The following is a 20,209-nucleotide window of genomic DNA, read 5'->3' as shown; positions in this document are numbered from 1 at the left end:
ATTGCCCGGAAGCATAAAGGGGCAAACGGGTAACACTGGAGGATGATCGTGATGCTGACAGCAGGATTAGCACTACATACGGACAAATACCAGATCAACATGATGTATGCTCATTGGATTAACGGATCTCATCGTACGCGTGCGGTATTTGAGGCTTATTTTCGTAAGCTGCCATTCGGCAACGGGTACGCTGTTTTTGCCGGTTTGGAGAGGATTGTACATTACATTGAATCGTTGCGGTTCTCGGAAGATGACATTGCCTATCTGGCCAAACAGGAAGAGAAGTATAAACCTGAGTTTTTGGAGGAGCTTCGCCAGTTCCGCTTCCAAGGGAATATTCATTCCATGAAGGAGGGGGCGCTGGTCTTCCCGAACGAGCCGCTCATCCGGGTTGAAGGAACCATATTCGAAACGCAGCTGGTGGAAACCGCGCTTCTGAACTTCATGAACTTCCAGACGCTGATCGCCACCAAAGCCTCCCGAATCCGTCAGGTTGCCAGCGGGGACATCCTGCTGGAGTTTGGCACAAGACGAGCGCAGGAAGCCGATGCGGCCGTCTGGGGGGCGCGTGCAGCCTATCTGGCGGGCTTCCACGCCACTTCGAATATGCTGGCAGGGGAGAAATTCGGTATTCCCACCAAAGGCACGCATGCGCATTCCTGGGTACAGACCTTCCGGAGCGAGCAGGAGGCCTTTGACATATTTGCTGAGGTGATGCCGGATCAGGTCACCCTGCTGGTGGATACGTTTGATACGTTAAAGAGTGGGATTCCACATGCAATTGCAACCGCGAAGAAGCTGGAAGCCCAGGGGAAACGGATGAATGCCATCCGTCTGGACAGCGGGGATCTGGCTTATCTGTCCATTCAAGCCCGTAAAATGCTGGATGAGGCCGGTCTTGACTATGTGGGCATCGTAGCCTCGAATGATCTGGATGAAGGAACCATTCTGGATCTTAAAGCACAGGGAGCCAAAATTGACACTTGGGGTGTCGGAACCCAATTAATCACCGCCGCAGACCAGCCGGCTCTCGGAGGCGTCTATAAATTGGTAGAGCGTGAGGTTGACGGTGAGATGGTCCCGACCATCAAGATTTCAGGCAATCCCGAAAAAGTATCGACGCCAGGCAAAAAAGAGGTTTACCGCATCATATCCAAAGGCAGCGGTAAAGCCATTGCCGATTACATCTGCTTCCCTGAAGAGGAGATGCCGCCGGACAGCGGGAAGCTAAAGCTGTTTAATCCGCTGCATCCTTATATGCGTAAGAATGTGCAGAACTTTGAGGCTGTATCCATGCTTGAACCGGTGTTCTTGCAGGGTGAGCTGGTATATGAGCTGCCGAAGCTGGAAGAGATACGGAGTTATCATAACACGCAGCTTGATCAGTTCTGGCCGGAATATTTGCGCAAGCTGAATCCGGAGATTTACCGGGTTAACCTTAGTGAGCAGGTCTGGGAAGTCAAGCATCGCATGATGGCTGAGTTTATGGAACAGCATGAAGAATAGAAATAGAATTAACCTGTGGAAATAAAATAAGACGCTCCCTATCTGCTGCTTGGCATGCGAGGGAGTGTCTTTTTGTGCATGGCTACAAATCAAGCTGATCTTGAGCTATAACGCTATCGTTTGCATCGCGGGCGATCAGATGAAGTTTATCCTTATTCATGACAGGGTCAGGCTGATGTTCGTAATACCACATGTACAAATCTTCACTGACATATGGTCTTAATTGGCGATAAGGTATAGATGGTGCAGGCTGACCGTTCACATAGATCCGAAGCGGTTCTTCGCTTCTGTATATCCCGAAGGCGAGCGATGAGTGAACATTTGTCTCTGAAAATATGGAAGGCGAAGAGGAATTCTCAGCCGGAGGGTAGAATGTGGATACAACGGACATATCCCATCCGAACCATCCCCTTTGATAATTGCAGACCCAGTCCAGGTGTGACGACAAAGGCATAGGCTTTATCTGAAGATGCTTTCGGATGTATAATACGGGCATTCTCCATGCTGAAGGGGGCTTCAAGGTAAGCATGGCTTTTATCCAATACAGATGCTTCAACCGAGCGGTAAGTGCTGAAGTATTCGCAGGTCCCTGTAATGATGATAAAGAGGAGACCCATCTGTAAGTACACTTTAAGGCCAGGCCGGGTAATGAAGGGAACAGCTCCGTAGACTTAGCGAAGAAATAAAAGGATAAGTCCCAAGCTCAGAAAAAAAACGAGAAATGAACCGGCGATGCCTCCCAATTCTGTATGTATTCCAATGCTTTTAAGAGCTTGACTGACGGGCTTGCTGGCGACGGGGAACAGAAGTAATGTCACTAAGGTAAGCAGGAACGAAAAGCGGAAGGATGACGCTTGAGTTTCCTGTATAGAATTGTTCATAATGTTCAGTTCAACTTCCGTATATGAAGTAGTTATAGCAAGAGGAGGATTCTTTTTTCATCCTAACATAACCTGTAACTACTTTTGAATCTGTTGCTGCGGATTATTTCTCGGGAAAGCGCAGAAATCGCCTTATTCCGGCGGATATGCACAGTTTCAACATTCATGGCGCAGATTTTATACGGGGATACAATCAAAATATAAAACTGAAGGAGTGAGAAGTGTGTGCAGCCAAACCAATTTTCAAGCCTATGTTCTTCGTCAAGAGGAGCAAGAGGTTCGTGGAAGCGTGGAGAACATCTCCATCGATCAGCTTCCTGAAGGAGATGTTACTGTCCGGGTATTGTACAGCGGGGTTAATTACAAGGACGGGCTTGCCAGCATTCCGGAAGGCAAAATAGTGCGCAGGTATCCGTTCATCCCAGGCATTGATCTGGCGGGAACCGTAGTGGAATCCTCGCATCCCGGTTACAAGGAAGGCGATGATGTCCTCTGCACCGGTTACGAGCTGGGCGTATCGCATGAAGGTGGATTCAGCCAATATGCCAGGGTCAAGGGAGACTGGCTTGTGCCTCTGCCGCAAGGCTTGTCGCCAAGAGAGGCGATGGCCATTGGCACTGCAGGTTTTACCGCAGCCCTGTCGATTGAGGCATTACTGCGAAACGGACTCCAGCAGAATCAGGGATCGGTTCTTGTAACGGGTGCAACGGGTGGAGTTGGAAGTTTTGCCGTATCGATCCTGAGTCAGCTGGGTTACCGTGTGACGGCATCGACCGGCAAATCCAGTCAGGCGGATTGGCTCAAGAAGCTTGGAGCTGATGAAGTTATATCCAGGGAAGAAACCGAGTCTGTCTCAAAAGGAGCGATAGCGGCTGAGAGGTGGGCAGCGGTGGTGGATCCTGTCGGGGGCAGCCAGCTGAGCTCCCTTCTAAAAAGTGTACAATACGGCGGGGGCATCGCCGTTTCCGGCATGACTGGCGGCGGTGCGTTTGATACCACGGTGTTTCCGTTTATTTTGAGAGGGATTAATCTCCTGGGGATCGATTCGGTATACTGCCCAATGGTCTATCGCCGATCCGTCTGGTCCAGGCTTGCTGATGAATGGAAGCCGACAGCCGTACTTCAAGAAGGAATCAGGGAATACGGGTTGACCGATCTCCCTGACGTGCTGAATACCATCTTGCAGGGAGGAGCAGTCGGAAGAAGTGTCATATCGCTTTAATTATTAGCTTGAATTCGCATAATGTTCATTACCCGCAGGCATCCTAAGGCAAGGTAACCTTTGACACCAAGGGAAGGGTGAGTGAACATGAATTATCGCGGAATCGCTGCAGCAGTATTGCTGTGTTCCATTCTTGCCATATCGGTAGGCTGCTCTAGACAAGTGGCCAAGGATGAAATGCGCCTATACAACATGAAGGCTTATGAGGAAGGCTCAAGAGAGGCCCGGATATCAGGACGTGGTATGAACGGAAAGTTTCTTGAGGAGCTTCAAGCTTCTTTTAGCAAAGTGAAGATGCCGCTGACCAATGAGACCTATGCGGAGGATGAAATTGGCAACATCACGTATCAGTACCGGATCAATTATGATGCCAGCCAGTTTATTACCGTCTACGTCTATCAGGATCAAGCGGCCAGGGAAAAAGGAATCAAGGAGATTTTTGGTGTCACGGAGGGTGACGCCAACGTGGCCGGCGGGCACAATTTGATCATCAGCGACAAGGAAACGTCGATCGTCTACACATCGACTGGAGATAAGACGGATAACTATTACAGCCAGGTCAAAAAAATAGCGCCCGCGCTGTTGGCCAAATATCAAGGGCGCGTCAGCAGTTAGTGCAAAAATAAAAGAAAGCCGGATGACTACAAGCATCCGGCTTTCTTTATATTCTCCTGGATCTCTCGAAGGGTGATCATGACTTGTGTTTGTCCAGCTCATATTTTATATGTCGCAGCTCTGGCAGAAGAATACGGTTCATTGCAAGCCGTACGGCTCCGGCAGACCCCGGCATGGAGAAGACGGCCGTGTGGCTTAGCGTACCGCCAATAGCACGGCTTAAGATCGCAGCAGAACCAATGTCTTCGGTAAAGCTGAGGTAGCGGAAAATCTCCCCGAATCCAGGGAGTTCCTTGTCCAGCAAGGAGGATACTGCTTCATAAGTGGTGTCTCTGCTGGATATGCCTGTTCCGCCGGTTAATAGCACGACATCAATTCCGGGGTTGCTCACTGCAGTGTATATCAGCTCCCGAATCGTTTCATATTCGTCCTGAACAATGGTGTAGGCCGCAACCGCATGCCCGGCTTCTTCCAGCAAGCCCATCATCAGTTTACCGCTCTTGTCCGTGTCAACGGTCCGTGTGTCCGAGACGGTGATGACCATGCAGTTCACGGAAGCGGGGGATTGCCGTTTATGTTCTTGTGCTGAGTTCATCTGAATCACGACTCCTGTTTAGGTTAATGGTAGGACGCTTGCAGCAAGTGGATGAAATGTAGTACACTCGCTAGCATAATAAATTATGCACGCAAAGGAGTATGGAACGTGGAACACGTAACACCCATATATATTCTATCAGGTTTTCTTGGCAGTGGAAAAACGACCTTGCTTAGCCGGCTTATCGCGCATTGGAAGGAGCAGGGTTTGAGACCGGCTATTGTAATGAACGAGATCGGCGAGGTCAATATTGATGGACTTATCGCCGGCGAAGAGGTTCCGACAGCTGAAATGCTGAGCGGCTGCATCTGCTGTACGATTCGCTCTGATCTGTCGTCGGAGATTGCGACGCTGGTTCAGCGGGAGCAGCCGGATGTCATCGTTATTGAAGCGACGGGGATTGCGAATCCAATGGAGATTCTGGATGCCGCCGCGGAAGCTTCGTTATATATGAGAATCGATGTGAAAAAGATGATTACGGTAGTTGACGCCGCACATCTGCTGCATCTGAATGCCGAGCAAAAAGGAAAGACCTACCGACTGATGCAGGAGCAGATTCGCGCGGCTTCCGCACTGATCATGAACAAGATGGATCAGGTCAACGAACAGGATGAAGAAACGATCCGGCAGTTGGTGGAGCGCTGGAATCCGTATGCGCCGATTCTGCCTGCGGTGCGCTGTGCGGTGAATGTGGAGGAACTGCTGCAAGGTGAAGAGCGTGCGGCGATGGAAACCGGCATTGGAGGGGGCGTGAACCCGGCCAATTTTGACACTCAAGATGCAGGTCATGATCAGCAAACAATGAATGCTCATGTTCGTGAAGAAGATACCGCGCATTCTCTACATAATGACCCTAGCCATGACCCTACTCATGTTCATTCTCATGACCATATCCACGCGCACGACTCTCACGATCATGTTATGTCGTACACGTATTATTTCAGCCAGCCTGTGAACAGTGTGGAGTTCGAACGTTTGATAGCGGAGCTTCCGAGAGATGTATACCGGGCCAAGGGCATTCTTACCTTTAGCGATACCAACAGCCGTTTTCTGTTCCAGTATGCGTTCCGCGAATCCGATTTTATGAAAATCACGCCTCAGGGACAAGTACCCGACGTGGTCGTGTTTATCGGTGAGCACTTCCAGAAATCGCTGCTCCAGCAGCAGCTTGAAGCGCTGGAGGGGAAGAACCTTTTGGCATAAGCTGTACTGCTGTGGATTCTTTTGGCTAATTGTACCTTGGGCTTCTCCCACCTGCATTTGATTCAGACAGCCATCCAGCGTTTAATACTAAGGCATAGCGTAGTAACTACAAGGAGGATATCCACAATGTTAAATGAACTCAAATATAAAGAATGCATCGAAGCATGTCTCCAATGTATGAACGCTTGCAATGTATGCTATGTATCCTGTCTGAAAGAATACGAATTGGCTATGCTTCGCGATTGTATTGCACTCAACAGAGAGTGTGCCGATATTTGTGCGTTTGCAGCTCAAGCAATGTCACGTAAAAGCCCTTACGTCAAGGAGATTTGCGAACTATGTATCAAGGCTTGTCTGGCTTGCGCGGAAGAGTGCGGAAAGCACGATCATGAGCACTGCAAAGAATGTGCGGAGGCTTGCCGTAGATGTGCCGAGGTCTGCCAGGAAATGCTGAGCCACGCCTAAAATAGAAGTACATAAACCTGTCCCCTTTGTCAGTCAGGGAACAGGTTTTTTGATAGCAGATGGTTTGATCCGCCAAGCCTAGTATGGACTGAGGTTTGGGCGAATGATTAAACAGCAGACAGATGGTTCACTGCTGTGTACAGAAAAGGCGAGCCCGTGGGGCCGCCTTTTCTCACTTTAGAATGATTTCCAGTACTTTTCGATAATGGCGTCGCGGCCGGAGTATACTCTGGATTCCTTGTAGTGTTTCGGATTTTTGCGATGGAAGTTTTGATGGTATTCTTCCGCAGGATAGAATACGGATGCTTCCCGGATTTCGGTCACGATCGGTTGATCAAAGCGTCCGCTCTTGGCGAGTTCTTCCTTCGATTTGACGGCCAGCTCGCGTTGTTCTTCATTATGATATAGAATAGCTGCACGGTATTGGCTCTTGCGATCATTGCCTTGGCCTGTAGCGTCGGTAGGATCGATCTGCGGCCAATACAACTCCAGTAATTTCTCATAGGGGAAAATGTCCGGGTCAAATGTAATCTGCACAACCTCCAAATGGCCAGTTTCTCCTGTTAAGACTTGCTCATATGTAGGATTCTCAAGCGTCCCGCCCATATATCCCGATATAATGCCATGAATACCCGGCTGTTCCTCAAACGGACTAACCATGCACCAGAAGCAGCCTCCGGCAAACGTTGCTTTTTGTATCACATTGATTCCCCATTTCTAAGATGATGGTGTGTAATGCTTCTATAAATAAGTAATTATAAGCCCCTATTCCCCATTCGTCTACGATACCTTATTAAAATAATGGCACCCCCTTTGCCCGTCAATCAAAAAAACTTACACGAAAGGTAGCCATCATTGAAACGACGTCCATAAAATGTTATTGTCATGTAAGATACGAGCCTTGTCCAAGAGTAAATGGAGCTGCCGTGCTTTCACATAGAGAAGTTCTACAATACATACAGCACCAGAACAAGGGGAACAGGAGTTGAAGTGTTTGCAGGAGCTGCTCGAATTGAACGGAGTACATAAACGTTTCGGAAAGTCTGCTGTATTGCAAAATATCAGCTGGAGTTTATCCCGAGGCGAGTGCGTAGCCATAATTGGAAGCAATGGAGCGGGAAAGAGCACCTTGCTCCATATCATAGCCGGACTTGCGATTCCCTCTGAGGGATCCAGAGTTGAACTAGAAGCATCCTTGCGTTTCGGATATGTACCGGAGCGCTTTCCTGCTCTTCGGTTTCGTCCTTCAGAATATTTGCACCATATGGCCAGCATTCAAGGATTGGATACACAAGAAGCGACGAAGCGGATCGATGCGATGCTGAACGTTTTTCAGCTGCAGGACACCAAAATGACATTATGCTCCAAGGGGATGCTCCAAAAGGTCAATTTAATGCAGGCCTTGCTTCGGCAGCCCGATGTGCTTGTTCTGGATGAACCTCTGTCAGGATTGGACGAGTCTTCCCAGATGGAGATGATCGGTATCCTAGGCGAAATGAAGAGGCAGGGAACAGCGATTGCGATGTCCGTTCATGAACCCTTGCTGATTGCCTCGCTAGCCGATCGGGTGACACAACTGAAGCGGGGGCGGATGGAACGAGACGGTGTGCTCGCTATCCATAATGTTGACGCAAGAACGAAGCTGGAATTCGCTGACGTTCAACCGGACCGATTGCGGGAGCTGGAAGGGGAGCCTGGATTTCTATATTGGATATCCCGAGGGAATCCGGCATCGATGGTTGTACGCAAGCATTCAGCAGACGATATCTTGCTCCGGATTCTGCAGTCGGGGGGATCCATAATCCGCCTTGAGCCGTGGAGCGGGGAGACGATGGAGCAGGTGGAATCTCCTTTAAGCCAACAGGTTGAGGGGATGAGGGCATGATAATTCCGTTGATTAAGTACATGCTGGCGAGCTACACGAGATCGTACCGGTATTTCGCCCCAGTCGCCTTTATATTGATCTCGGTGGTATTTATATACTCCTACCGGCCAAATCCGATATTGGACAGTTATGCCGTAACCGCTGTGCTGCTGTTTATCGGTTCAGCCTGGCTCGGCATGAATTTTCTTAATCATGACCAAGGTCGTCAATCCATACTCCTTATTGTTCATAGCGGCAGCTCTAGACGATTTTATACCGCTCAATATTCCACGGTTGCTTTACTGTCTTTGATTTTCAGCTTGTTTGCGGTTCTTTACCCTATCATTTTCGGGATGTTTGATAAGCCGATTACATTCGATGAGCTTGCTCTAGGTTACGTGGGCCATGCTGGACTAGCCTTGCTTGGCATTTCGCTGTCCTTATTTTTTCAAATCAGTTTCATGGAGAACCAGGGGAGAGCAGCCGGCTTGCTGTTCATGGTTATCGTACTTGCATTAGCAGGACAATCCATCGTTCAGGGGCTGCCGGATTCTTTTGGATTTGTCCCTTATATACTGCCACCCGTCTCCGTTATGATTAATCTGTTTATGCATGCTGAAGGAATGTCTATGCTGATGTTGACTTTGACAATTACATATTTGTTCATATACAGCTTTATTTTACTGGTGATATATCTATGGATTGCCTGCCGCAAGGATGCGGCGAATGCGATCCGAAAAGTAGGTTGAAGTAGGTGCAGTCTTCCTTTACCATATAGGATATACACAAATAGAAACGGTAAAGACAGCCAATACTAGAGGAGGATACCATGAAACAATCTCGACTGTTGGACAGTGACCACTCCAAAGAGCTGTTTGCCTATTTCGGATTAGCGGTGTATTATTCACAGGCTCTTGAGCAGCAGCTTGCGAATTTGTTGATGCTGATCAAGCTCTCCCAAGGGAACGTGCCTTCGGAAGAAGATTTCACGCAGCTATATCAGCGGAAATTAAGCAGTTCTCTCGGTCAGCTGGTGCACGAGATCCAGCATTACTTTCCATTCTCCGAAGAAGAAACACTTCAACTAAAGGAAGTGTGGAAGCAGCGGAATTATATCGTTCATGATTATTTCAAAGAGCGGATTCATGAGACGTTCAGCCCTGCCGGTCGATCCCGAATGATTCGGGAGTTGACTGCATTCAAGGACCAGGCCCAGGCGCTGGAGCAGAAACTGCAAGGATATTCCCGTGAAATGTACGTGAAGCTGGGCTTGGACAGCGAAAAAAGTGTTTAGAAGAAAATAGGGCGGAGATGAAACATATTCCAGCACCTCTGCGTCAGAGATTATAGGAGGTGTAAATATGAAAAAAACAACCAAATTGTTAACTGCAATGCTTGTTACTTCGTCACTACTCGGTGCTGGCGCCGCCTCTGCTTTCACGGATATCCAGGAGCAGAAGCCGCTGCAAATGGTGAAGGAGCTGCAGGCGAAAGGGATTATCCAAGGCATAAGTGCTGACAAATTCGCTCCGTCCAGGACGATTACAACTGCCCAAGCGGTGCAGATGATTGTTAATGTGGCTGATCTGAAAGTGCAGCCGAACTATAGTGGCCGTTCGTTTGACAGCGTGCCGAAGGATGCCTGGTATGCCAACGCCGTGAATATCGCGGTTCAGAACGGATTATCCGTATCCTCAGACATGAAGTGGAATGAACCGATAACGCGGGAAGTGTTCTCGACTCTGCTCTCGGAAGCCATTCAGCAGACGGGAAATTATCCTGTCGTTGCGATGTATCTGCATGTGGCTGACGAGGACCTGATGAAGGAGGAGAGCCGGGGAGCGGTGCAGTTCCTGCTCTTAACCAAAATCGCTAAGCTGGATAGCAATGACAAGTTCCATCCAACGAATCATTTAACGCGGATTGAGGCGGCAGAGCTTGCTTATCATTCGATCCAGTTCATTGAAGAGCACCAGCAGATCACGTTACCCGAGAAACCCGAACAGCCCGAATCGGGTATAAGCACCAGCGTGGTCAAGGTGGATGAATCGCAGAACAAAGTAACGGTAACCAAAGATGATCTGCCAAATCCGGGTTATGGCATTAAAATTTCCTCGGTCGACTATGTAAGTGATTCCGAAGCGGTTATCTATTACAAAGTTCTTGAGCCCGATCCGGATAACATTTACCCGCAAGTCATCTCCAAGTCTTCGGATGACGTGCTAGTGCCAGCCAAGTATTCCAAAATCACGGTCAAATCGGCCGGTATCATTAATTTCACGAAGTGATCTCATAGAATACCGAGGCCATAATTTTATGTAAAAAAGAAGGCTTCCCCGTGCGAATGTTGCATTCGTGCATGGGGAAGCCTTCTTCTATTTAATCTGCATCGTATATTCTTTCATCAACTAAACATGGCCACCAGCCAGCTTACTATGGGCAGCGGCGCCAACCGTTTCCTTGCCGTTCGGCAGGGAGGCAGTGCTTCCTTGCTGGAGCTGGTACATTTTGAAGTACCTTCCACCGAGCTCCATCAATTCATCATGGGAGCCCTGCTCAACGATTTCCCCGCGGTGCAGGACCAGAATCTGATCGGCGCTGCGGATCGTGGATAAGCGGTGGGCAATGATAAACGTGGTACGACCTCGCTTCAATACTTCCAGCGCATCCTGGATCAGCGCTTCCGTCTCTGTGTCGATGTTAGCCGTGGCTTCATCGAGAATCAGAATGGCCGGATTGAAAGCCAAGGCCCGGGCAAATGAGATCAGTTGTCGTTGACCGGCAGAAAGCGTACTGCCCTTCTCAAGGACCGGCTCATCAAAGCCTTGCGGCAGGTGAGCCAGCAATCGGTCTGCACCCACATCACGGAGTGCCTGCTCCACCTGTTCCCGGGTAATGCTCGGATCACCCAGGCTGACATTGGAAGCAATGGTGCCGGTGAACAGATAGGGATCTTGCAGTACGATACCCATATGCTTGCGGAGCCATTGTTTCGGAATGTCGGTAACAGGCTGACCATCAATGGTGATGGTTCCTTTCTGTGGATCGTAGAAACGGAACAACAGATTGATGATGGAGCTTTTTCCGGATCCGGTATGTCCTACAAGCGCAACCGTCTGCCCCTGCTTCGCTTCAAATGAAATGTTCTTAAGAACATAATCCTTCTTGTAGGCAAACGACACGTCTTGAAATTCCACATTCCCCATATAACGCGGCATGCCGCCATCGGTTACTTTCTCTCCAGTCTCGTCCATGAGCTCAAATACCCGTTTAGCAGAGACAATGGAGGTATCGAGGGCTGCCAGCTGATTCACCATACCTGTAATCGGCTGGAACATACGGCCGAGCAAATCAACGAAGGCGTACAGCACCCCGATCGATACAATGCCGGCACCGTTCAGCGATGCAGAGCCGAAATACCAGAGAACGACTACAAAGGAAATGTTACGGAGCACATTCACCAGATTGTGGGTGGTGAAGGAGTTCAAGTTCAGCATTTTGTTCTGATGGGCCATGTAGTCCGCATTCAGTGCTTCGAACTCTTCCTGGGTAGCCTTTTGGCGGCGGAATACACGGATGATGGCCATACCTTGAATGGATTCATTGATGATGGCATTGATCTCGCTCAAACGGGAGCGGATCACGGTGTTGTACTTGGTCGCGAATTTGCGATACAGAATGGTCCACACGATCAACATCGGGATTACAAACAAACTGATTAGGCCTAATCTTACATCCAGAAGGAACAGGGCAATGTAGACACCGGTTATATACACGGCTCCGGAGCTGAAGTTAGATAATACTGCAACGAACAGGTCTTTTACCGCCTCGGTATCATTGGTGATCCGGGAAACGACTTTACCTGCCGGCAGGTTATCAAAGAAGTTCACGGGCAGCCGCTGAATATGGGCGTAAACATCGGTACGCAGCTTCTGAATGACCCGATTGGCAGCGGATTGCAGCCAGTAGGTTCTGCCGAATACCGTGATCATGGAAATAAGCAGACAGATCAGGAACAGGCCGACCAGCTTATAAATGCTGGGAAGCTCCGGTTTATAAAATTCAAACAGCTGCTCCTTGGATAATGGGACAGCCGGATACTGCTGTTTCTCCGAGGCGTAAGAAATCGTCAATACACCATCCTGGAAGGAACGTTTGCCTTCTACCCGGGCGACCGGCTCGTTGATGAAATAGAAACTGCGGCCGGATTGGACAAGGCGTACTTCCTGCCCGCGTGTCTCGCCTAGTTGAAAGCGATCTTCACGCTTGTAGTAAGTCCCGTTATACGCAGCAGCACCCTCGACCTGCGTGGTTTCGTAATAAGGCCGCTCGATGCCAAGTATGTGCTCATCGATCATCGTTTTTGCTATGAAGGGACCTGCCAGTTCTGCGGCAACGCCAATCGCCAGCAGAATCAAAGCCGTGATGAAGGTGCCTTTTGCCGTTAAGGCATACCGGAACAGCCGTTTGGCGATTCCGGATTCATTCGATATGGTTGTATCCGTTGGAGTCAATTAAGACACCTCCTCAGAGGTTAGATTGTTTTCTACTTGCTGGCGTTCGTATTGTTCACGATACCAGCCGCCGAGCTCCAGCAGTCCATCATGCGTTCCCTGCTCGATGATTCGGCCTTCCTCCAGCACCACGATGACATCGGCATGCTGAACCGCCGAGAGACGGTGCGTGGAGATAAGCGTCGTTTTGCCGGCGCGCTTGCTCCGGATGTTGTCAATGATTCTGGCTTCAGTCCGGGCATCCACCGCGGACAAGGAGTCGTCCAGAATCAGGATTTCAGGGTCGCCGATGAAAGCGCGAGCCAGCGAGACCCGCTGTTTTTGTCCCCCGGACAGGGCAACGCCTTTCTCACCCACAAGCGTATCTAGCCCATCGGAGAGGGTAACCAAGTCCCGGTCAAAAGCGGCCGTTGTGATGGCATCCATGATCAGTTCATCACTTGCATCCTTTTTGCCAAACTGGATGTTCTGCCGAACCGTTTTGGAGAATAGAATCTGCTCCTGCGGTACATACCCGATCCAGCTGTGGAGCTGGTCGGTGGAGAGCATCTCCATCGGCACACCGGATATAAGGATGCCGCCGGTTCCGGTAGGATACTCATGAAGAAGCTGCTTGAGCAGCGTAGATTTACCGCTGCCCGTACGGCCTACAACGCCGAGCGTCTGGCCCTTCTGCAGCATAAAGTTGATGTTATTCAAATTATCTATAGTAGAGCTCGGATACCGGAAGGTCACATCCCGAAACTGAATGGTATCCGGAACCTTCACGTCTACAGTCGTTTCAGCATTCGTTACATCCGGCGGAGTGTTCAGCGTCTGGTTAACCCGATCCAGGGACGCGTTCCCCCGCTGCATAATGTTGATCAATTCTCCGATTGCAAACATCGGCCAAATCATCATCCCGAGGTACATGTTGAACGATACGAGATCTCCGAGGGTGATCTGGTTCTGGAACACCAGGTATACCCCGTAGGTTAAACCGATTACATAACTCAGTCCGATGGAGAAATTAATGGTCGGTTCGAACAGGGCGTCTACTTTGGCGACGGCCAGATTTTTGCGATATACATCATCCGTGATGTCCTGGAAGCGTTTCTGATCGGCGCGCTCTTGTACATAAGCACGTACGACACGCACGCCTGCAACCGACTCCAGAACCTGGTCATTCATGTCGCCGAAAGCATCCTGCGCCAGCGTGTAGCGTTTATGAATGGCTCTTCCGTAGATCACCATACCAATCGCGATGATCGGCATAGGCAAAATGGCAGCGAGTGTCAGCTTCCAACTGACAATGAAACCCATGGCGAACAGGACCACGATCAAATATATAGTGGAATCCGTCATGACCAGCATGCCGAAACCGGCGGTGGCTGCCACGGAGCGAAGATCATTCGTTGCTTTTGCCATCAGATCTCCGGTACGGTTTCGTTCGAAGAAAGGCGGAAGCATTCGGAGCAAATGATTCATATACCGGGTGCGGAGCAGGCGCTCTACAAGGTTCGCTCCACCGAACAGCCGGTGCATCCATATGTACGTGGCACAGTACACAACAGCGACGATGCCGAGAATCATGAGCAAATACTGGACCAGGGAGGCCCAGGTTATCGAACTGCTGACGATATCGTCAATGGCATTTCCGAGCAAGAGCGGCGGCAGAAGTTCAACCAGTCCGCAAAAGATGAGAAGTGCAAGGCCGATCAAATAACGTTTCTTCTCTCGCTTGAAAAACCAGCCTAAATTTTTAAGTACGGCAAACACATTATCCCTTCCTTTCGTATGCAGTTCTGACATCATATCACCCGCAAAAACCAAAAAAAGCACATCATCCGAGGACGGACGATATGCTTCATTAATTTTGAATTTATCATACGCACGGTGATCATGACTTCCGTGCAGCGGTTAGCAGCTTCGTTCTGGTCATTCTTGCGAATGAACGAAGCTTAATGACTATGAGACAGCACCATGGGAGAGTCGATCCATATTTAATTTTAGGAATGGATGCAGATGATCTTTATCCATAGCAATAAGTTTAAACATGTCACTCACCCTTTCTTCGTCATTTTTACAATTTATTCAAATCGCTCTTGTATGGACTGAATTTTATCACCATGAACTGGAATGTGTCAAACTTATTTTTTCGAGAACAGGGCAGGTTATTTCAAACAGCAGGCAGTGGACAACCTTATGTCACTATTTTATTATCAAAATGATTTGTATCCTAACATACGTTTGCGTTATGATAATACTACAACCAAATATGAACCGTTCCTAAGGTCTCCGTCCTTAATAACGATGGGGTCAACATTATATGACGTCTAAGGAGGGTGTACGATACATGCAAATTCAAGTCAGCGATCAGGCGGCACGTTGGTACAAGAAGGAACTTGATCTTCAAGCAGGCACGTTCGTTCGCTTCTTTCCGCGATATAGTTCAGGCGGGGGGCTGCATCCCGGCTTTTCGCTAGGCATTTCAGTAGAAGAACCAAGAGAAGCGGGACTGACAGAGCGTTCGGAAGAGGTAACGTTCTTTATGGAAGAGCAGGATTTATGGTATTTGAACGGTTATACGCTTCGCGTGAAATATGAGGAATCGTTGGATGACATTTCGTATATTTATGAAGAAGAGGGCGCAGTAAATTAACTTGAGTGAGAGACTGCAGCGCCATCTAGGGAGAGGAGGTTCCCAAGATGAGCGTATATCACCGTGATATTCGCCAATACATCGGCAAACGTTCGGTGGTCCGTGTGAAAGCGGCGGTGCTTGTGCTGAACGAGAATGGAGAGATTCTGCTCCTGAAGCGGCAGAACAAGGACGAGTGGGGGTTCCCGATGGGAAGCCTGAAGCCTGGCGAAGCTCTTGAAGATACAGCGTCCAGAGAGCTGTGGGAAGAGAGTGGCCTGACAGCGGATGATATGCGACTCTTGGACCTTGTATCGGGTCCAGAGTATAGGAAGAAGCATCTTGGCGGAGATGAGGAGTATTATGTGATTGGCGTGTATGCAGCAACCGGTCTGCACAGTGCAATTCATCTGTCTCCTAATACGGAAGTATCACTTAAATATTTTGACTTTCATGCATTGCCGGCCATGGATGCCATTACGGTGCACTTGCTGGACAAGGTAAAAGAGAAAATCTGAAAGCCTAGGTGGCATCAGCGTGCATGCCTTCAATTCCCCGCTTGGGGAATTTTTTTCGGTCATAATGAGGAGTCCCTGCCCCATTCAAACCGGGGGAGGGACTCCTTTGCTATATTAGCTTGTGTTCCGCACAATCCGATATCGACCATTAAGTCAGACCGGAAAACGGGACCTCCAGTGCAAAATCAAAATCGTCGATATCATAGACCTGAACAGGAAGAGCGCTATCAACGATACGCTGGATCAATTCGTATTGATCTGTTAGAATGGGAGCTTCCGCTCTTTGGGATGCCAGGAGCAGCTCGGTTTCAATCGGATCAAACGACTCCCCGTACGGTGCCGTGTCCATCGTGTTCATGACGGATACCCGGGTGGTTTCGCCAACGGGAATGGATGGGCTTTTCGCCCAGGGAACTTGAAGGGCCCGTTCGATCTTCTTTTTATTCAACGGCTCTTCAAAATAGGAAATCAATTCGCCGATCTTTATCTTGACGTGCTGATCATCAGCACTGCTGTTCATGAGATGTTCATCGGTGGTATGAAGTTCATATAATTCCAAAATCGTAGTGTATGGAATGATGTATTCGACGGGTTTAGATGGTATTAACAGCTGGCCGTAAATGGCTAGCATAACGGCCTCCGTCACGAAAATTCTGGTCATGACTAAATCCTCCTGCGTGACATGATACTATTTATAAGTTTAGAACTAATAAAGCATTGAAGTTCACAATTGTCAACTGCTCTTCCCCTAACAACCGGGTGGATGTTACGCTATATAAACGTCTATCCATGTACTTTCACAGAAGACAGACCCGCTTTGGAGGGTGTTTTTTCTTGCGATTATCGAATAGGCTCAGCCTCGCGGAAAACTTATAATTCTATAATCTTGGGAAAGGGCTGTTATTACTATTGAAATCATGGAAAATCTATTATCCCTTCGTAAAGCCTTATATGAAGTGGATCATTCTGACTCTCATTATCGGCATGATCAAATTTGCAATCCCGTTATTACTGCCGATGATCATGAAATACGTTGTTGATGATCTATTGATTAACCAGCAGATGACCATCGAGCAGAAAATTCAGGATTTGATGTGGATTCTGGCCGGTACACTTGTGCTGTTTGTTGTTGTGCGTGGTCCGGTTGAATACTTGAGGCAGTACTTTGCCCAGTTTATTACCAGCCGAATTTTGTTTGATATGCGTAACCGGCTTTATGCACATCTGCAGCGCTTATCTCTGCGTTACTATCAGAATACCAAGGTAGGCGAAGCGATATCGCGTTTTATTAACGATGTGGAGCAGTCCAAGAATCTGGTCGAAGTCGGTATGATGAACATTTGGCTGGACATGTTTACATTGCTGTTTGTTTTGATTGTTATGTTCTTTATGAATCCGGTGCTAACCCTGGTCGCCATCTCGATTCTGCCCTTGTATGGACTCGCGGTGAATCTGCTGTACAAGCGGCTTAAGCGGCTGACCAAAGACCGCTCTCAGGCATTGGCAGGCATCCAGGCGTACTTGCATGAACGGATTCAGGGCATCTCGGTTATCCGAAGTTTCACCCTGGAGCGTTATGACCAGAAGAAATTTGAAGGAATCAACGGAAATTTTCTGAATAAAGCGATGGCCCAGACCCGCTGGAACGCGCTCACCTTCTCGATAATCAATACGCTGACGGATATTGCGCCGATCCTGGTGATCGGTTACGGAGGGTACCGGGTAATTCAGGGGGATCTGACATTGGGTACGTTTGTAGCCTTTTTTGGCTACCTTGACAGGCTGTATGCTCCACTTCGCCGCCTGATCAACTCTTCAACGGTTCTGACACAGGCCTCAGCGTCGCTGGAGCGGGTCAAGGAGCTCATGGACGAGCCTTATGACATCCTGGACCGTCCTGATGCCAAAACGCTCAAGAGAGCCGGACAGATCGAGTTTGATCGTGTCTGCTTCAAGTACAATGACGATGCAGGCTGGGTGCTTAAAGATATCAGCCTGACCATTAAGCAAGGCCAGACCGTTGCGTTTGTCGGCATGAGCGGCGGCGGCAAGTCGTCACTCATCGGACTGATTCCCCGATTCTACGACGTGCAGCAAGGCGCTGTTAGGATCAACGGACACGACGTCAGGGATTTGACGCTGGACAGTTTGCGGGGGGCCGTAGGTATGGTGCTGCAGGATAACTTCCTGTTCAGTGGCACAGTTCGGGAAAATATTCTGTTCGGTAATCCGGAAGCAGAGGAAGAAGCGATAGTTGCAGCCGCCAAAGCGGCCAATGCGCATGATTTCATTACTCAGCTGCCGCAGGGCTATGATACCGAGGTGGGTGAACGAGGCGTTAAACTTTCGGGAGGACAGAAGCAACGACTGGCGATCGCCCGCGTCTTTCTTAAAGACCCGGACATTCTGGTCCTCGATGAGGCAACCTCGGCGCTGGATCTGGAGTCGGAGCACCTGATACAGCAGGCGCTTGCCTCCCTGTCAAATAACCGTACAACCTTGATTGTTGCTCATCGCCTTTCGACGATTACGCATGCCGATCAGATTGTCGTGTTAGAGAATGGCCGGATTACAGAGCAGGGCACGCACAGCGAGCTGATGAATCTCGAAGGAAGTTATGCGAGATTGTATAACGTGCAGCATTTGGAGACTTAAAGCTGCAGGGTGTGTTCAGCAATAAGCGGAGGGTATCAAAAATGGAAAAGGTGTACAAATAAAGTCAACAATATCTGAAAAAAGCACTGCCTTTGAGGCAGTGCTTTTTTCAAAATTGTTATTTATGAGAAGATTCATCATAGTCGATAGACTCCTCGAGTTTCATTGTTGCTTGTAATTCCTCTTCAAGTTCCTTCATCGAAGTCTTTTTTTCAGGTGTCATGGATCTTACCGTGATTGAAGTGCCCGGAGGGATTTCAGTTAGGTGAGACTTTCTATAACCTTCGTCTACTGGCATAATCAGTTCTTCAACTGCTAGAGGGTCAGGAGCGCTTTTTTCACTTGCATCCGGAGCTTTGGGTATATCCGTATTTTCTTTGATTTGCGATCCTGTATTTGTTTCATTATCAGATGCAGGTGTAGAACGAGAAACTTCCACCTCATTTGTTTTAGTTTCGTCTATAGGTTTTAAGGTAACTTCATTTGATTGAGCTTTAAATTGACTTTTTTCATCTTCTACTACTTTGGGCGTGTTGCTGGAAGCCCATGCCGCTGCTGTTGTGCTAATTGCGGCCACCAAAAATACAGCTGTTATCGTGAGGTACACTGTTTTCTTTTTCAATTTCTTTACGCTGAGCATAATCGTTAATCTCCTTTTTAATTGTTTTCCGTCACCGGATAAGGAGGCACAAAATCGTACGGGTAAATTTCTTGATCCTGCCATGACGTTCAAGATGGTTTCTCCATAGCGTTTTCGTTCGGCGTAGGACATCCCTTTTACGACTTCCTCATCACAAGAAAGCTCGCTCCATGTGTGAATGTCCTTCTGAAGAATGTGTACCAAGGGATTAAACCAATGTAAGGCACTGGCTCCCAAGGTGAACGCCTTGACCCATAAATCTTTTCGCTTCAGATGAATCAACTCATGATGGATCACCATACCCATATCCATGTCTACGGTATTCTCCATAGGGAGATAGATGGTTGGCTTCCAAAGGCCGACAAGCACTGGACTCCGAACGGCAGAACTGTACGCAAGCTGGACCTTGCTAGTAACACCAAGAGCTTGCTTGGTAAAAAGGAGTTGTTTAGCTGCTTCACTATTCTCCGAAACGGAGGAACGCGTCTGTTCCAGGATTTTCAATAATCTGCGATAAGAAACGGTCTGCCAAGCGGCAAAGGCTACAGCTCCGAGTCCCCATAGACTGAGGAGGAGAAGGGCTATATGGGTTGAAATAGTCTGCTCTGCCATAAATGGCTTCGGATTGAACCCTGAATGTCCAGGTAGCGTATGTTGTACATTTAATGGCAACTGGTTTGAGATGGGGGTGGTTGCTTTAAACTTGAAAGTAAAGAACCGTGAAACCCACTGTATACCAAGCACTACAGGTAGAAGATAAAAGCCTAAAGCCATTTTGCTAATTCTATAACGCCATTTTGGTGGAATAGCATGGATGGATACGATTCGCAGTAAAAGAATACAGACTACGACGACACTTCCGGCAACGGTAAGGATAGACAGCAATTCAAGTATCGTATTCATAAGGTGCA

Annotated in this window: 19 protein-coding genes; 12 read left to right on the top strand and 7 right to left on the bottom strand. The window is 48.6% G+C overall.

Features of this window, described 5'->3' with window-relative positions:
- Positions 1 to 51 precede the first annotated feature (51 nt).
- Positions 52 to 1,506 carry a nicotinate phosphoribosyltransferase gene (locus M2277_RS00340; RefSeq protein ID WP_036642127.1) on the top strand — a complete coding sequence of 485 codons (1,455 nt, stop codon included), beginning with the start codon at positions 52 to 54 and terminating at the stop codon, positions 1,504 to 1,506.
- A gap of 82 nt (positions 1,507 to 1,588) precedes the next feature.
- On the opposite strand, the gene M2277_RS00335 is transcribed toward M2277_RS00340, so the two are convergent.
- Complete coding sequence (locus tag M2277_RS00335) at positions 1,589 to 1,897, bottom strand: hypothetical protein (RefSeq protein WP_280753918.1); 309 nt, start codon at positions 1,895 to 1,897, stop codon at positions 1,589 to 1,591.
- Positions 1,898 to 2,610: 713 nt separating this feature from the next.
- On the opposite strand from M2277_RS00335, the gene M2277_RS00330 reads away from it, so the two are divergent.
- Together M2277_RS00330 and M2277_RS00325 are read left to right on the top strand one after the other, a co-directional pair.
- Positions 2,611 to 3,609 (top strand): NADPH:quinone oxidoreductase family protein, encoded by a 999-nt coding sequence (locus tag M2277_RS00330; RefSeq protein ID WP_280753917.1) that lies wholly within the window; start codon positions 2,611 to 2,613, stop codon positions 3,607 to 3,609.
- 87 nt (positions 3,610 to 3,696) lie between these two features.
- Positions 3,697 to 4,224 (top strand): hypothetical protein, encoded by a 528-nt coding sequence (locus tag M2277_RS00325; protein WP_280753916.1) that lies wholly within the window; start codon positions 3,697 to 3,699, stop codon positions 4,222 to 4,224.
- 76 nt (positions 4,225 to 4,300) lie between these two features.
- Here M2277_RS00325 and M2277_RS00320 read toward each other — a convergent pair whose 3' ends face one another.
- Entirely contained in the window at positions 4,301 to 4,819 is a 519-nt protein-coding gene (locus tag M2277_RS00320; RefSeq protein ID WP_148246944.1) for a MogA/MoaB family molybdenum cofactor biosynthesis protein, read from the bottom strand.
- Positions 4,820 to 4,927: 108 nt separating this feature from the next.
- Between M2277_RS00320 and M2277_RS00315 the strand changes: the two genes are divergently transcribed.
- Both M2277_RS00315 and M2277_RS00310 read left to right on the top strand, forming a co-directional pair.
- Positions 4,928 to 6,022 carry a CobW family GTP-binding protein gene (locus tag M2277_RS00315; RefSeq protein WP_280753915.1) on the top strand — a complete coding sequence of 365 codons (1,095 nt, stop codon included), beginning with the start codon at positions 4,928 to 4,930 and terminating at the stop codon, positions 6,020 to 6,022.
- A gap of 126 nt (positions 6,023 to 6,148) precedes the next feature.
- Positions 6,149 to 6,487 (top strand): four-helix bundle copper-binding protein, encoded by a 339-nt coding sequence (locus M2277_RS00310; protein WP_006211234.1) that lies wholly within the window; start codon positions 6,149 to 6,151, stop codon positions 6,485 to 6,487.
- A 177-nt stretch (positions 6,488 to 6,664) separates the two neighbouring features.
- Here M2277_RS00310 and msrA read toward each other — a convergent pair whose 3' ends face one another.
- The gene (gene msrA, locus M2277_RS00305) at positions 6,665 to 7,186 is read right to left on the bottom strand and encodes a peptide-methionine (S)-S-oxide reductase MsrA (protein ID WP_036642461.1); all 522 of its coding nucleotides are present in this window, start codon (positions 7,184 to 7,186) and stop codon (positions 6,665 to 6,667) included.
- A gap of 286 nt (positions 7,187 to 7,472) precedes the next feature.
- Here msrA and M2277_RS00300 point away from each other — a divergent pair, with 286 nt between their 5' ends.
- The 4 genes from M2277_RS00300 (at position 7,473) to M2277_RS00285 (ending at position 10,639) form a co-directional block, all read left to right on the top strand.
- Positions 7,473 to 8,372, top strand: coding sequence for an ABC transporter ATP-binding protein (locus M2277_RS00300; protein WP_280753914.1), 900 nt, complete (start codon positions 7,473 to 7,475; stop codon positions 8,370 to 8,372).
- Entirely contained in the window at positions 8,369 to 9,100 is a 732-nt protein-coding gene (locus M2277_RS00295) for a hypothetical protein (RefSeq protein WP_036642142.1), read from the top strand. The genes M2277_RS00300 and M2277_RS00295 overlap by 4 nt, the downstream gene beginning before the upstream one ends.
- 80 nt (positions 9,101 to 9,180) lie before the next feature.
- A complete protein-coding gene (locus M2277_RS00290; protein ID WP_006211229.1) occupies positions 9,181 to 9,645 on the top strand; it encodes a hypothetical protein in 465 nt (154 codons plus the stop codon).
- Between the two features lie 67 nt (positions 9,646 to 9,712).
- Entirely contained in the window at positions 9,713 to 10,639 is a 927-nt protein-coding gene (locus tag M2277_RS00285) for an S-layer homology domain-containing protein (protein WP_076150482.1), read from the top strand.
- A gap of 120 nt (positions 10,640 to 10,759) precedes the next feature.
- Here M2277_RS00285 and M2277_RS00280 read toward each other — a convergent pair whose 3' ends face one another.
- Positions 10,760 to 12,865: an ABC transporter ATP-binding protein gene (locus tag M2277_RS00280; RefSeq protein ID WP_280753913.1), complete on the bottom strand. Its 2,106-nt coding sequence runs from the start codon at positions 12,863 to 12,865 to the stop codon at positions 10,760 to 10,762.
- Positions 12,866 to 14,623, bottom strand: a complete 1,758-nt coding sequence (locus M2277_RS00275; protein WP_280753912.1) for an ABC transporter ATP-binding protein — start codon at positions 14,621 to 14,623, stop codon at positions 12,866 to 12,868.
- Between the two features lie 577 nt (positions 14,624 to 15,200).
- Here M2277_RS00275 and M2277_RS00270 point away from each other — a divergent pair.
- On the top strand, positions 15,201 to 15,506 hold the full coding sequence (locus M2277_RS00270; RefSeq protein WP_006211225.1) for a HesB/YadR/YfhF family protein: 306 nt from the start codon (positions 15,201 to 15,203) through the stop codon (positions 15,504 to 15,506).
- 47 nt (positions 15,507 to 15,553) lie between these two features.
- Positions 15,554 to 16,003, top strand: coding sequence for an NUDIX domain-containing protein (locus M2277_RS00265; RefSeq protein ID WP_280753911.1), 450 nt, complete (start codon positions 15,554 to 15,556; stop codon positions 16,001 to 16,003).
- A 148-nt stretch (positions 16,004 to 16,151) separates the two neighbouring features.
- On the opposite strand, the gene M2277_RS00260 is transcribed toward M2277_RS00265, so the two are convergent.
- On the bottom strand, positions 16,152 to 16,664 hold the full coding sequence (locus M2277_RS00260; RefSeq protein ID WP_006211223.1) for a hypothetical protein: 513 nt from the start codon (positions 16,662 to 16,664) through the stop codon (positions 16,152 to 16,154).
- 248 nt (positions 16,665 to 16,912) lie between these two features.
- Here M2277_RS00260 and M2277_RS00255 point away from each other — a divergent pair, with 248 nt between their 5' ends.
- A complete protein-coding gene (locus tag M2277_RS00255) occupies positions 16,913 to 18,658 on the top strand; it encodes an ABC transporter ATP-binding protein (protein ID WP_036642144.1) in 1,746 nt (581 codons plus the stop codon).
- 118 nt (positions 18,659 to 18,776) lie between these two features.
- Here the strand turns inward: M2277_RS00255 and M2277_RS00250 are convergent, their stop codons facing one another.
- Positions 18,777 to 20,201, bottom strand: coding sequence for a M56 family metallopeptidase (locus M2277_RS00250; RefSeq protein WP_063479998.1), 1,425 nt, complete (start codon positions 20,199 to 20,201; stop codon positions 18,777 to 18,779).
- Positions 20,202 to 20,209: the final 8 nt, after the last annotated feature.

It is taken from the genome of Paenibacillus sp. LBL (genome assembly GCF_029893715.1).
Taxonomy (GTDB): Bacteria; Bacillota; Bacilli; order Paenibacillales; family Paenibacillaceae; genus Paenibacillus_AQ; species Paenibacillus_AQ glucanolyticus.
Note: the sequence above shows the minus strand (reverse complement) of the source record. Positions and strands in the feature narration are given on the sequence as shown.